Annotated in this window: 12 protein-coding genes; 3 read left to right on the top strand and 9 right to left on the bottom strand. The window is 72.1% G+C overall.

Going from position 1 to position 12,907, the window contains the following annotated elements:
* Window positions 1–28: 28 nt before the first annotated feature.
* On the bottom strand, window positions 29–1,468 hold the full coding sequence (locus AMETH_RS03525; RefSeq protein WP_017986658.1) for an NAD(P)H-hydrate dehydratase: 1,440 nt from the start codon (window positions 1,466–1,468) through the stop codon (window positions 29–31).
* A 65-nt stretch (window positions 1,469–1,533) separates the two neighbouring features.
* Window positions 1,534–3,396 carry a glutamine--fructose-6-phosphate transaminase (isomerizing) gene (glmS, locus tag AMETH_RS03520; RefSeq protein ID WP_026153770.1) on the bottom strand — a complete coding sequence of 621 codons (1,863 nt, stop codon included), beginning with the start codon at window positions 3,394–3,396 and terminating at the stop codon, window positions 1,534–1,536.
* A 121-nt stretch (window positions 3,397–3,517) separates the two neighbouring features.
* Between glmS and AMETH_RS03515 the strand changes: the two genes are divergently transcribed.
* Window positions 3,518–4,330, top strand: a complete 813-nt coding sequence (locus tag AMETH_RS03515; protein ID WP_017986656.1) for a dienelactone hydrolase family protein — start codon at window positions 3,518–3,520, stop codon at window positions 4,328–4,330.
* A gap of 613 nt (window positions 4,331–4,943) precedes the next feature.
* Here the strand turns inward: AMETH_RS03515 and AMETH_RS03510 are convergent.
* The 6 genes from AMETH_RS03510 to rplM form a co-directional block, all read right to left on the bottom strand.
* Window positions 4,944–5,315, bottom strand: a complete 372-nt coding sequence (locus tag AMETH_RS03510) for a hypothetical protein (RefSeq protein WP_017986655.1) — start codon at window positions 5,313–5,315, stop codon at window positions 4,944–4,946.
* A complete protein-coding gene (locus tag AMETH_RS38550; protein ID WP_017986654.1) occupies window positions 5,312–7,885 on the bottom strand; it encodes a WXG100 family type VII secretion target in 2,574 nt (857 codons plus the stop codon). The genes AMETH_RS03510 and AMETH_RS38550 overlap by 4 nt, the downstream gene beginning before the upstream one ends.
* Window positions 7,885–8,193 carry a hypothetical protein gene (locus tag AMETH_RS03500; RefSeq protein ID WP_223843047.1) on the bottom strand — a complete coding sequence of 103 codons (309 nt, stop codon included), beginning with the start codon at window positions 8,191–8,193 and terminating at the stop codon, window positions 7,885–7,887. Before AMETH_RS03500 ends, AMETH_RS38550 begins: the two co-directional genes overlap by 1 nt.
* A 66-nt stretch (window positions 8,194–8,259) precedes the next feature.
* Entirely contained in the window at window positions 8,260–9,594 is a 1,335-nt protein-coding gene (glmM, locus tag AMETH_RS03495; RefSeq protein ID WP_017986652.1) for a phosphoglucosamine mutase, read from the bottom strand.
* 211 nt (window positions 9,595–9,805) lie between these two features.
* Entirely contained in the window at window positions 9,806–10,288 is a 483-nt protein-coding gene (gene rpsI / locus AMETH_RS03490) for a 30S ribosomal protein S9 (protein WP_017986651.1), read from the bottom strand.
* A 14-nt stretch (window positions 10,289–10,302) separates the two neighbouring features.
* Entirely contained in the window at window positions 10,303–10,755 is a 453-nt protein-coding gene (gene rplM / locus AMETH_RS03485) for a 50S ribosomal protein L13 (RefSeq protein ID WP_017986650.1), read from the bottom strand.
* A gap of 232 nt (window positions 10,756–10,987) precedes the next feature.
* Between rplM and AMETH_RS03480 the strand changes: the two genes are divergently transcribed.
* Both AMETH_RS03480 and AMETH_RS03475 read left to right on the top strand, forming a co-directional pair.
* Window positions 10,988–11,845 (top strand): hypothetical protein, encoded by an 858-nt coding sequence (locus AMETH_RS03480; RefSeq protein ID WP_017986649.1) that lies wholly within the window; start codon window positions 10,988–10,990, stop codon window positions 11,843–11,845.
* Window positions 11,846–11,850: 5 nt separating this feature from the next.
* Window positions 11,851–12,540 (top strand): DUF4333 domain-containing protein, encoded by a 690-nt coding sequence (locus AMETH_RS03475; RefSeq protein WP_081617655.1) that lies wholly within the window; start codon window positions 11,851–11,853, stop codon window positions 12,538–12,540.
* A gap of 52 nt (window positions 12,541–12,592) precedes the next feature.
* On the opposite strand, the gene AMETH_RS03470 is transcribed toward AMETH_RS03475, so the two are convergent.
* Complete coding sequence (locus tag AMETH_RS03470) at window positions 12,593–12,874, bottom strand: WXG100 family type VII secretion target (RefSeq protein ID WP_017986647.1); 282 nt, start codon at window positions 12,872–12,874, stop codon at window positions 12,593–12,595.
* Between the last annotated feature and the right edge of the window lie 33 nt (window positions 12,875–12,907).

The following is a 12,907-nucleotide window of genomic DNA, read 5'->3' as shown; positions in this document are numbered from 1 at the left end:
TATGGGAACTGTTAGTGATCGTTTGTGTTCAGAGAGCGCTGTCGCGCAGTACCCGCACCGCATCCGGGATCGCGGCGAGAATCCCCGACGCCGAGACCGGCACACCTCGCGCCGCCAACTCCCCCGCCAGCGAGTGCGCATACGCCGCGCACCCAGCAGCCAGCCACGGATCCAACCCGCCCGCCAGCAACGAGCCGATCAACCCGGACAGGACATCCCCGGAACCAGCCGTCGCCAGCCACGAGCCACGCGCGACGTTGACCAGGACCCGCCCATCCGGGGCGGCGACGATCGTCACGTTGCCCTTGAGCAGCACCACGGCGTCGTACTTCGCCGCGGCCTCCCGCACCGATGCCAACCTGTCCTCACCCGGCGGACTGCCCATCAGGCGTTCGAACTCGCCGGCGTGCGGGGTCAGCACCAGCGGCGTGCCCGGGTCGCGGGCGTCCAGGACGTCCGGGCGGTGCGCCATCAGCGTGGTCGCGTCGGCGTCCGCGCACACCGGGACCCCGGCGCCGAGCACGTGGGCCAGCACCTCGCGCCCCTCGCGGCCGGTCCCGATCCCCGGCCCGACCACCCACGCCTGCACCCGGCCGGCGTCGGTCACCGAACCGGTCGCCACGACCTCCGGCCACCGCGACCGCACGACGTCGGCCGCCGGCCCGGCGTAGCGCACCATGCCAGACGTCGCCAGCACCGCCGAGCCGGTCGCGAGCACCGCGGCGCCCGGGTAGGCCGCCGATCCGGCCGCGACGCCCGTCACGCCCTGGCTGTACTTGTTGTCCTCCGGCCCCGGCACCGGCCACGCGCGCCCGACGTCGGCGGCGTCCAGCTGCCACAGGTCCGGATCGTCCAGGTCCAGCCCGATGTCGACCAGCTCGACCCGCCCGCAGCGCGACGGGTTTAGCACGTGCACCGGCTTGCACGCGCCGAACGTGACCGTCCGCGTGGCCGTGACCGCGTCGCCCGGCACTACCCCGGTGTCCGGCTCGACACCGCTGGGCAGGTCGACCGCCAGCACCGGCGCGTGGACGTGCTCGACCAGCGCCGCCGCGTCCGGGCGCAGACCGCCGTGCGCGGACAGGCCGACGATCCCGTCGATCACCAGGTCCGCGGCCTGGAGTGCGGCCGGACCGTCCTCGGCGGAGAGCACCCGGCCCTTCGCCCGGCGCAACGCGGCGAGACCGGCGGCGTGCGCCTTCTCCGGCTTGAGCAGGATCGCGGTGACGCTCACGCCTCGGCGGCGCAGGAACGCCCCGGCCCACAACGCGTCACCACCGTTGTTGCCCGCGCCGACGAGCAGCGCGACGCGGCGCCCCGACACCTGCCCGGTGTGCTCGGCCAGCATCTCGGCCGCGTGCACGGCGACCGCGAACGCGGCCTTGTGCATCAACGCGCCCTCGGGCGTGACGGCCAGCAGCCGCTCTTCGGCCTCGCGGATCCGGTCAGTCGTCCACATGCCCTGCATCAGTCGAGGCTAGCGTCGCGGAGCGCCTCCGTTGAGGGTGGCGGCGGGGAAGCGGCTCGCCCTGTTTACTCCACGGTCACGGACTTCGCCAGGTTCCGCGGCTTGTCCACGTCGTAACCACGCGAGCGAGCGATCTCGGCCGACAGCACCTGCAGCGGCACGGTCGAGACCAGTGGCTGGAGCAGCGTCGGCACCGCCGGAACCTCGATCAGCTCGTCGGCGAACGGGCGGACCGTGTCGTCGCCCTCCTCGGCGATGACGATCGTGCGCGCGCCGCGGGCCTGGATCTCGCTGATGTTCGACACCAGCTTGGCGTGCAGCACCGCGCGGCCCTTCGGCGACGGCATCACGACGACGACCGGCAGGCCCTCCTCGATCAGCGCGATCGGGCCGTGCTTCAGCTCACCGGCGGCGAACGCCTCGGCGTGCATGTACGCCAGCTCCTTGAGCTTGAGCGCGCCCTCCAGAGCGACCGGGTAGCCGACGTGCCTGCCCAGGAACAGCACCGCCTTCGAGTCGGCGATGTCCCGGCTCAGCTCGCGGACTTGGTCCACAGTGGACAGCACCTTCTGCACGGCGGCGGGCATGGCCTCCAGCTCGGCGAACTCGCGCGCCACCTCGTCCGGGTACTTGGTGCCGCGGGCCTGCGCCAGCGCGAGGCCGACGAGGTAGTTCGCCGCGATCTGCGACAGGAACGTCTTCGTCGCCGCGACCCCGACCTCCGGCCCGGCGTGCGTGTACAGCACGGCGTCGGACTCGCGCGGGATCTGCGCGCCGTTGGTGTTGCAGACGGCCAGCACACGGGCCTTCTGGTCGCGGGCGTGGCGGATCGCCTCGAGCGTGTCGGCGGTCTCCCCGGACTGCGACACGGCGACGACCAGGGTGTCCCGGTCCAGCACCGGGTCGCGGTAGCGGAACTCGCTGGCCAGCTCGACCTCGACCGGCAGGCGGCACCAGTGCTCGATCGCGTACTTGGCGACCAGGCCGGAGTGGTAGGCCGAGCCGCAGGCCACCACGAACACCTTGTCCACCTCGCGCAGGTCCTGGTCGGACAGGCGCTGCTCGTCGAGGATGATGCGGCCGCGGTCGAAGTGGCCGCGCAGCGTGTTCGCCAGCGCCTCCGGCTGCTCCTCGATCTCCTTGAGCATGAAGTACTCGTGGCCGCCCTTCTCGGCGGCCGAGAGGTCCCAGTTGACCGTGAACGGCTTGCCCTGCGCGGGCTCGCCGGCGAAGTCGGAGATGTCGTAGCCGTCGCGGCTGATGACGACGACCTGGTCCTGGCCCAGCTCGACGGCCTGGCGGGTGTGCTCGATGAAGGCCGACACGTCGGAGGCGACGAAGTGCTCGCCCTCGCCGACGCCCACGACCAGCGGCGACGACCGCCGCGCGGCGACGATCATGTCCGGCTGGTCGGCGTGGGTGACGACCAGGGTGAACGCGCCTTCGAGGCGGCGGCACACGGCCCGGACGCTGGCCGGCAGGTCACCCGCGGTGGGGCCGTCGGCGTAGGCGCGGGCCACCAGGTGGGCCGCGGTCTCGGTGTCGGTGTCGCTGGTCATCTCGACACCGTCGGCCTCCAGCTCGGCCCGCAGGGCGGCGAAGTTCTCGATGATGCCGTTGTGCACGACCGCGACGCGCTGCGAGGCGTCCCGGTGCGGGTGCGAGTTGCGGTCGATGGGCGCGCCGTGGGTCGCCCAGCGGGTGTGGCCCATGCCCGCGGTGCCCGCGAACCGGTCGAGGCCGTGTTCGGAGAGCGCGCCCTCCAGGTTGGCCAGGCGACCCGCCTTGCGTTCGACGGTCAGCGCGCCGGCGCCGTCCAGCACGGCCACCCCGGCCGAGTCATACCCGCGGTACTCCATCCGGCGCAGCCCGCCGAGCACGACGTCCAGCGCCTGCCGGTGACCGACATATCCCACGATTCCGCACACACCACCAGCCTAACGAGGGATACGGGTTGCGCTCCCCCGGCTCATCTCCACCTCGGCGAAACCGCGCTTCCGAAGGATGTTGCGCGGCCGTGCCGGGGCGGGCTGCCCTAAGCTCTCGACCATGGTCAGCAAGCCCAAGGAGCTGCTCGAAGAGCTGTCGCACGCGGGACCGCACGACGTGCTGCGGGGCAACCTCGCGCTCGCCGGATTGCCCGGTGTGGTGTTCACCCCACGAAGCGGCCTCGGGCTGCCGGCGGTGGCGTTCGGGCACGGTTGGTTGCAGCCGCCCGGTCGGTATCGCGGGCTGCTGGCGCATCTGGCGAGCTGGGGCATCGTGGCCGCCGCGCCCGCGACGCAGCTCGGTCCGCTGCCGTCGCACCGCCTGCTGGCCGCGGACCTGCGGACCGCGCTCGACGTGGTGACCCGGGTGCGGCTCGGTCCGGACGCGATCAGCGTCGACCGGGACCGGCTGGGCCTGGCCGGCCACTCGACCGGCGGCGGATCGGCGGTGCTGGCCGCGGCCTCGGGCGGGGTGCGCGGGGTGGCGACGTTCGCCGCGGCGCAGACGTTGCCGTCGGCGAGCGCGGCCGCGGTGCGGGTGACGGCGCCGGGACTGCACCTGGCCGCGGACGGCGACCTGGTCGCCCCGGCGGGCGGCAACGCCGAGTCGATAGCCAAGGCGTGGGGCGGACCGGTCCAGTACCGAAAGGTCGACAAGTCGACCCACCTGGCGCTGACCGAGGGCAGCCACTGGAGCCAGCGCCTGCTGCACGGGAAGCCGAACCACCGGACGCAGGTGCTGGTGAGGGCCCTGTTCACGGCGTTCTTCCTGACGCACCTGACGGGGACGGACAAGTACCGCCCGCTGCTGGAGACGGACGTGAAGCGCGCCGGGATCGAGTTCTCGCGGGATGCCTTGCCGGTGGCTGCGTAGTTGGTGGGTGGGCGCTCGGCACGGTTACGCCGAGGAACAGCCCCGCATGCAACTGCCCGGGGCACAGCGCCTGGATTGACGGTCGCCGCCGCGCGTACCACTGACGCCCGCAGGCGGCTGGAACCCGCCCGGCGGTGCCACAGCGTGCCGCCGCCGAAGTCTTCTGCGTCGTGGCGCAACTCGCGCCAGCCATTTGCCCGGAGGCCTCCGCACCCGCTGCCGTCATCGGCCGGGCGGGCGGCGCACCGCAGCCCAGCTATTTTGCCCTCCAACGCCGGCCCGGTGGCGCCGGCGTGGGCTCGCGTCGGGGCTGAGGCTTCGCGGTCGCTCGGGCGCTATAACTTGCCGCCAAAATTTCCGGGTCCCGAGGCGCGGCCGCCTCAGCAGCATCTGCCCTGGCAGTGCCCAGCACTCTCGCCAACCACCATCGCCGCGGCCAGCGTCCTTACAGCCCGGCCAGAGCACCCTCGTCAGCCGCGGGAGTCCGGCCGGCCCGTCGAGGTCAGCCCTGCCACAGCACTCTCACCAACCACCAGCGCCCGGCCGGCGTCGTCCTCACCAGCCCAGCCACAGCAGGCCCTCGGCCGCGGGCGTTCGCCTGCCGGGTTCGGGGTCAGCCCAGCCAGTCCTTGGTCGAGTAGTCGTCCTCGGGTTCGTCGGGGCGTGCGTGGCGGCCTCGGCGCGCCTGGGGTTCCGGTGGGGGCGCGTGGCGGTTGGTCGGTTCGGTCGCCATCTCGGGGTCCTCGAAGTCCATGCCCAATGAGGCGTTGGGGTCGGCCTTCTCGGGCAGCTCCCAGCCGGCTGCGGTCCTCGTGCGGGCGGCCTGCTCGGCGAGGCGCTGCACGGTGGCGGCGGCCTCCCGCGTGAGGTCGCCGGCGCGGGCCTGGCTCTCCGCGAGACTCGTCGCGACGCGGCGGCCCATCAGGTCCTGACGGGCGACACGCTCGGCGGCGATCGCGTCGAGCTTCGTCTGGAACTCGCTCACCTGCGGGTTTCCTCCTCGTCCAGGGAGCCGCTGATGCGGCCGCCCGAGCCGGGGCTGTCGAAGATGTCCCCGTCGACGCGGTAGGCGCGGGACGACCGCTCCGGATCGTCAACGCCCTGGTTCCCGCCGGCGGGTGGCAGACCGCCGAGCATGCTCATCCCGCTCGGATCGACAGCCGCCCCGACCGGATCGAGCCCCGGCGCGGTGCCGAGGGTGGCCCCGGCCGCCGCGGGCGCCGAGGAGTGGCCGAGCGAGCCGGGATCACCGAGGGAGCCGCTGACGGCCCCCTGCCCGGGCAGCCCATCGGAAACCCCACCCAGCGCGGCGGCCGGGGTGGTGTGCTCCTGATCGCCGAGCACGGTCCCGGCCGAGTGCTGGGAAATGAGGGAGGGGTCACCGCTGGCAAGGCCGGTGGCGGCCGGACCAGCACCAGCGGCGCCGGAGGTAGTCGGCTCGGCGAGGGGTGCAGCCTCTGCGGCGACAGCCGGCTGGGCGAACTCATCGAACGCGCCAGCCACCCGTTCCTGGCCTCCGTCGGCCAGGGTGGCTGAGTCTGTAGCAGCCTCCCGGGCGAGCCCGTCGAATGCGCCAGCCATCTGCTGCTGGGCGGCTTCGGCGAGAGCAGCGGAGTCCGGAGCCACAGCCTGCCCGGCGGGGGCGCCGAGTGCGCCAAGGCGCTCGGCCGGGTCCACGGAGAGGCCGGGAGCCAACCGGGCACCGGCGGGTGTGGCGGGCTCCTCACCGAGGGGGTAGGTCGCGGGGGCACCGGGAGCGGGCCCGGTGCCGGGCCGGGCGGCAGGCGCCTCACCGAGCGGGTACGTCGCGGACGTGCCGGGAGCGGGCCCGGTGCCGGGCGTGGCGGGCCGGGCGGTGGGCTCCTCACCGAGGGTGTAGGTCGTCGGGGTGCCGGTGCCGTCGTCGATCGTGACCACCGTGGGGCCGGTCTCGCCGGATGGGCGTTCGGCCGTGATGTGCAGTGGACCGTCGTCGATGTGGATTTTGCCGTCGGCGGCCGGGGTGTACGCGGGAGCCGCGGGGTCGGGGGTGCCCCACGTGAGCTGGTAGTCCTTCGGCGGGCCATCGCCGTTGTCGATCTTGATGGCCATCCGGCCGGTCTGGTCCGGCTCGGACAGTTCGAGCTTGCTGTCGCCCCGCTGGACCGTCAGCGTGTCCTGCTCGTCCGGCACAGGCGCGGCGGCCGGCGCGACGGGCGCCACCGCCGGGGGCACGACCGGCGCCACCCCCGGGGGCACGACCGGCGCGGCTGGCGGCGGCGTCGCACCCGCGCCACCCGCCGCACCAGCGCCACCCGCCGAGCCACCGCCCGCGGCAGCCCCGCTCGCGCCGCCGGACCCGCCGGCCCCACCGGCACCGGAGCTGCGAGACGCGACCGGCGCGGCCTCACCGACCCCGGCGAACGGGTTGTCCGGCACCTGCTGCAACTCGGTGTTCAACGCCGACCACTGGGCCGCCACCGCCACGCGCGTGTTCTCGCACATCGCTTGGAACTCGCCGACGAAACCGGCGAACCACCCGCAGAACTCCGCCAGCCAGCTCTTCGCCCACGACTGCACCGCGTCCAGCAGCTCGTCCGGCATCCCGAACGCCGAGCCCACGAGCAACTGCCCCGCCAACGGCGAATGCTGCCCCAGCAGGAACGGGATGAAGTGCTTGAAGTCGTCCGCGCTGGCGTTGCGCCCCAGCTCGGCGATCCGCGCGAGCCGGTCGGTGTCCTGCGCCGTCAGGCCCTGCTGCTGCGGCCACGTCTGGAACGCGTACTGCAGCACCCACGAAGCCTTGTCCCGACAGGACCCGGCGACGGCGGCGATCGTCCGGGTCACCACGTCCGCGGCGTGCTCCAGCGACTGCTCGACCGTCCTGACCCCGTCCCCGAACTTCGACCAGGACGCCGCCGCCGCGCTCTTCCCGTCGCCCTCCCACGAGCCGAACAACGCCTGCATCGCGGCGTTCTGCGACGGCGCGGCGTCCGCGACCGACTCCCGCACCTGCACGATCTCGGTCACCCCGGCGGCGAACTTGTCGAACGGGATGTCGCGCTGCTCGTCGTACCGGTCGATCAGCTCCTGCAGGCGGAAGTCCGGCAGCCCGGGCGCCGCCACCGCGCGCGCCCTGCTGTAGACGGGCAGCCAGGTGCGGAGGCTGTCCAGCCCCGGCACGCCGACGTCCAGGATCTCGTTCGAGTTCGCTGCCCCCGGACTGGTGTCGGACCCCTTCAGCGAGTCGAGGCGCGCCTTACCGTCGCCGACCGCCCGCGCCTGCGCCTCGCGCGCGGCCTGCATGTTCGCCTCGTGCCTGCCCTGCGCCGCGGAGTACGCGTCGTAGGCGAAGGCGCCGTCCGTCAGGTCCCGGTCGGTGAACCCGAACCGGTCCTGATAGGACTCCAGCAGCTGGTTCTTCTCGTCCTCGTTCCGGAAGCCGTAGACGACCGGGTCGACGTCACCGATCGCGTCGAAGTAGCGGACGAGCAGGGTCCGCTTGGTCTCGTCGTCGATCCCCGGATCGTCGACGAGCTGCCGGACCTCCTCGATCGTGGGCAGCCGCTCCGCCATCAGCTCGCCGCCGTCCGCACGTCGCCCTGGGACCGGTCGTCCGCCGCCGAGTAGGCACCGCTCGCGCGGCCCAGTTTGTCCGCGAACTCACCGGAGGCCCGCACGTAGCTGTCCACACAAGCCACCAGCCGCTGCACGCCCGCCTGGTACCCGGCGAAGGACTCGTGGTGCTTGCGGCCGAAGTCCTCGGCCGTGATCCGCACGTCCTTCAGGTTGGGCAGCGTGTACCGCAGCTGCGTCCCCGGCTCGTCCCGCACCGTGCCGGCGGTGGCGCTGAGCTGCTGCGGATCGACCTCGTACCCGGCCACGACCACTCCCCTCGCTCCGTGTCGTGCACAGAATGTACCTACCGGGTACGACAATCCGCAGTCGGTTCAGGAGACGGACGAAACAACTCCGGCGAGTCGGTCCGCGGCGGCCTGGGCGGTCTCCTGCGCCGGCGCCTCGACCATCACCCGCACCAGCTGCTCGGTGCCGGACGGGCGCAGCAGGACACGGCCCTCGTCGCCCAGCTCGGCCTCCACGGCCTCGACCGCCTCGCGCACGACGTCGGACTTCGCGACCGTCGCCTTGTCCGAGACCCGCACGTTGACCAGCACCTGGGGCAGCTTGCGCATCACGCCGGCCAGCTCGGCCAGCGGCTTGCCGGTGGACGCGACCCGGCTCATCACACGCAGCGCGGTGAGCAGGCCGTCGCCGGTGGTGGCGAACGCCGGGAACACCACGTGGCCGGACTGCTCGCCGCCGAGCGCGTATCCGCCCGCGCGCAACTCCTCCAGCACGTACCGGTCGCCGACGGCCGTCGTGCGCAGGTTGACCTGGTGATCGCGCATGGCCAGGTGCAGGCCGAGGTTGCTCATCACGGTCGCGACGAGGGTGCCGTGGGTCAGCTCCCCGGCCTCGGCCATCGCGAGCGCCAGGATCGCCATGATCTGGTCGCCGTCCACCAGCTCGCCCGACGCGTCCACGGCGAGGCAGCGGTCGGCGTCGCCGTCGTGGGCGATGCCCAGGTCGGCGCCGTGCTCGACCACCATCGTCTGGAGCTTCTCCGGGTGGGTCGAGCCGCAGCCCTCGTTGATGTTGATGCCGTCCGGCTCCGCGTGGATGGCGATGACCTCGGCGCCGGCCTTGCGGTAGACCTCGGGCGCGGCGAACGAGGCCGCGCCGTTGGCGCAGTCGACGACGATCCGCAGGCCGGTCAGTGGGTGCGGGGTGACCGCGAGCAGGTGGTTCGTGTAGCGCTCGAGGGCGTCGTCGACGTCGCTGACCCGGCCGATCTCCGCGCCGGTGGGGCGGGGGCCGTCACCGGTCAGGCCCGCCTCGATCTCGTCCTCGATGCCGTCCGGGAGCTTGTGCCCGCCGGAGGCGAAGAGCTTGATGCCGTTGTCCGGCATGGGGTTGTGGGACGCGGAGATCATCACGCCGAGGTCGGCTTCGAGCGCGCCGACCAGGTGGGCGACCGCCGGTGTCGGCTGGACGCCCACGCGCAGGACGTCCGCGCCCGCCGACGCGAGACCGGCCACGACGGCGGCCTCCAGCATCTCGCCGCTGGCCCGGGGGTCGCGCCCGACGACCGCCACCGGACGGTGCGAGCGGTCGTGCGCGGCGAGCACACGGGCCGCGCTGGCCGCAACGGACAGCGCCAGCTCCGGGGTCAGCTCCCCGTTGGCGAGGCCTCGAACCCCGTCGGTGCCGAAAAGGCGAGCCATCTCATCCTCTCCTCGAGCCGTGCAACCCCGACAACCTAGCGTCCCCCGGTTCGACGGTAACGCTCCCCCGGAGCATCGTCGCCAGGGTGCGTTCCGCTGGAAGAACGCCGTTTTCGCGCGTTACATACCCAGCCGGTGTGTCACCTGGGCAGGAACGACGAAGGCGCCCACCCGGAACCGGATGGGCGCCTTCGCGTCGGACTGGCGCAGGTCAGCGCTTGCTGTACTGCGGAGCCTTGCGGGCCTTCTTGAGGCCGTACTTCTTGCGCTCGGTCGCACGCGCGTCGCGGGTCAGGAACCCGGCCTTCTTCAGCGCGGGACGGTCGTCGGCGTCGACCTCGACCAGGGCGCGGGCGATCGCCAGGCGCAGCGCGCCGGCCTGGCCCGAGATGCCGCCACCGGTCAGGTTGCCGAAGATGTCGAACGAGTCCGGCTTCTCGACGGTCACCAGGGGCTCGCGGATGAGCTGCTGGTGCACCTTGTTCGGGAAGTACTCCTCCAGGCTGCGCCCGTTGAGCTTGAACTTGCCGGTGCCGGGGACGAGCCGCACGCGGACGACGGCCTCCTTGCGACGGCCGACGGTCTGGGCGGAGCCACCGGCAGCGCGGGACGGCCGCGGCGCGGCCGGCGTCTCGCTGGTCACGACCGCCTCGGTGGCCTCGGGGGCCTCGGTCTCGGTCTCCGTGCTGGTCACAGACACTTCCTCACTCACTTGGCGACCTGCGCGATCTTGGTGATCTGGAACGGCTGCGGCTGCTGCGCAGCGTGCGGGTGCTGCGGGCCTGCGTAGACCTTCAGCTTCTTCGCCTGGGCGCGGCCGAGCTTGTTCTTCGGCAGCATGCCCTTGACGACCTTCTCCAGCAGCCGGTCGGGCCGGGTGTCGAGCAGCTCGCCGAACGAGCGCTTGCGCAGACCGCCAGGGTAACCGCTGTGCCGGTACGCGAACTTCTGGTCGCGCTTGTTACCGGTCAGGCGGACCTTCTCGGCGTTGACGATGATGACGAAGTCACCGGTGTCCACGTGTGGTGCATACGTGGGCTTGTGCTTGCCGCGCAGCAGCGTGGCGACCTCGGTCGCGAGCCGGCCGAGCACGACATCCTCGGCATCGATCACATGCCAGGCACGGGTGACATCGCCAGGCTTAGGGCTGTACGTGGGCAAGGGTTTACCTCGTGGTCAACGGTGCGTTTGGGGTCGAGTGCGTACCCAGCGCGAACGCTTGCTGCACGCACAACGACATATAAAGATACCCGCCGGGTTCGGCGACCTTGAAGGCGGGGTGTCCCCGGCTTACATACTAGGGTTGCGCGCAGTCGAGAACACGGTTTTCCGCCTGGAGGGGGCCACCGGCGTGTCCGCGCGAACGAGATCCAGCCTACCGAGGTTCACCGCGGTGCTCGCCACGGTGGCCCTGCTCGCCGGGTGCGGCAGTGCCAAGGCGGGGACGCCCGTGCCCGACGGCGAGGACGCCGCCGCATACGTGAGCGCGAAGTTCGACGACACGCTCAACAAGCTGTCCGACCAGTTCAGCGCCAACGAGACCAGGAAGACCCGGCTGGACCAGGTGGTGCGCTTCGACGAGAGGCGCCTCAACGCGACGATCAGCGCCGTGCAGCTGGGGCACCCGCCCGCGCGGCTGAGCCGCAACCACTCGAACCTCGACTCCAACGAGTACCTGGACGTCTATCACCCGGCCAACAGCCCGGTGGAGTACATGCTGCTCGGGCCCGTGTACGCGAGCCTCGCGCCGACGCCGTGGGTGCAGATGCCGTACACCTCGGGCCAGTACAACGAGTGCTACTGGGAGGGCGCGCAGACGGTCTGCAAGATGCTCGGCGCCGTGCAGGACTCGGTGGAGGGCGGCCACGGCGCGAAGCGCGCCAACAGCAAGCCGGACGGCAGCGTCGAGCTGATGGCCGAGGTGACCCTGACCGCGTTCATCGACAACGACGTGGTGACCTTCCCCGCGGCGATCAGCTCCCAGCTGACGGCCGAGATGAAGGCCCGGACGCTGCAGACGCGCGTCGTGCTGGACCCGCGGGGCAAGCTGACCGAGATCGAGATGACGGGCAAGATCACCGGCAACGGGCACGAGCTGGAGATCGACTACCACTACCGGCTCGACGGCACGCCGTCCGAGGTCGACCTGCCGAAGATCCCGGACCCGTCGCAGGTCACGGTGCTGGCGGACAGCGCGGCGGTGGCGGATTTCTACGCCCGGATGGACGACATCCAGGGGCAGGGCAGGTGAGTGGCGTGAACCAGCCGCAACAACCGGGGTGGCAGCCGTGGGGGCAGCCAGGACAGCAGAATCCCGCCAGCGGACCGGTCCCCCAGTCCTGGGGGCAGCAGGGCCCGGCCGGCGGGCCGGTTCCGCCGCGGTGGGGCCAGCAGCCCGCTGACCAAGCGGGCGCTACCGCACCCTGGGGCCAGCCCAGCCAGCAGAACCCCACCAGCGGGCCGGTCCCCCAGCCGTGGGGCCAGCACCCAACCGGCCAGGGGTGGAACCAGCAGCCCGGCCAGGCGCAGCACCAACCTGCCCCCGGCCCGGGGACGGGACCCCAGCCCCAGCAGGGCGGGCAGTGGCAGCCGAGCTACGGGGGGTTCGGCGCGTTCGGCAAGCAGAAGCCCAAGCGCTCCAAGAAGCCGTTCCTGATCGGCGCCGCGGTGGTAGTGCTGCTCGGCGGAGGTGGCGTCGGCGCCTGGCTGCTCGGCGCGTTCCAGGGGGACACCCTCGACCAGGCCGCGGTCCAGGACGGCGTCGTCAAGATCCTCCGCGAGGACTTCGGCGAAGGGGACGTCAAGAACGCCCAGTGCCCCGAGGACCAGCCGGTCCGCACGGGTGCCACGTTCGAATGCACGGTGACCGTCGCGGGACAACCGAAAAAGGTCACCGTCCGCGTGCTCAACGACCAGGCGCAGTACGAAGTCGGAATGCCGCGCTGACGAACGGAAAAAGGGCCCCGGCGCGCACGCCGGGGCCCTTTCCGGGAAATACTCAGCCGCCGAACATCTTGGTGATGCCGGTGTCGGTGGACTGGTAGCCGTCCGCGATCTGCGGCAGCGCGGTGGCGATGCGGGCGAGAAGACCCTTCATGTCCTCCAGCGCGCGGTTCCACTCCTCCTGCCGGTCGTGCCACGCCTGCTGCGCGTCACCGGTCCAGCTGTTGGTCAGCGGAGCGAGGTCCGACTTCAACTGGGTGAAGAGGTTTTCCAGCTCGCCGCCGGTCTTGTTGCAGTCCGTGGCGGCCTGGTGGATGGTGGCGTAATCGACCTTCATCGGGCCCGACATGATTGTCCTTTCTGGTCTGGA

Source organism: Amycolatopsis methanolica 239 (genome assembly GCF_000739085.1).
Lineage (GTDB): Bacteria > Actinomycetota > Actinomycetes > Mycobacteriales > Pseudonocardiaceae > Amycolatopsis_E > Amycolatopsis_E methanolica.
The sequence above is the reverse complement of the archived record's forward strand: the minus strand, read 5'-3'. Positions and strand labels throughout refer to the sequence as shown.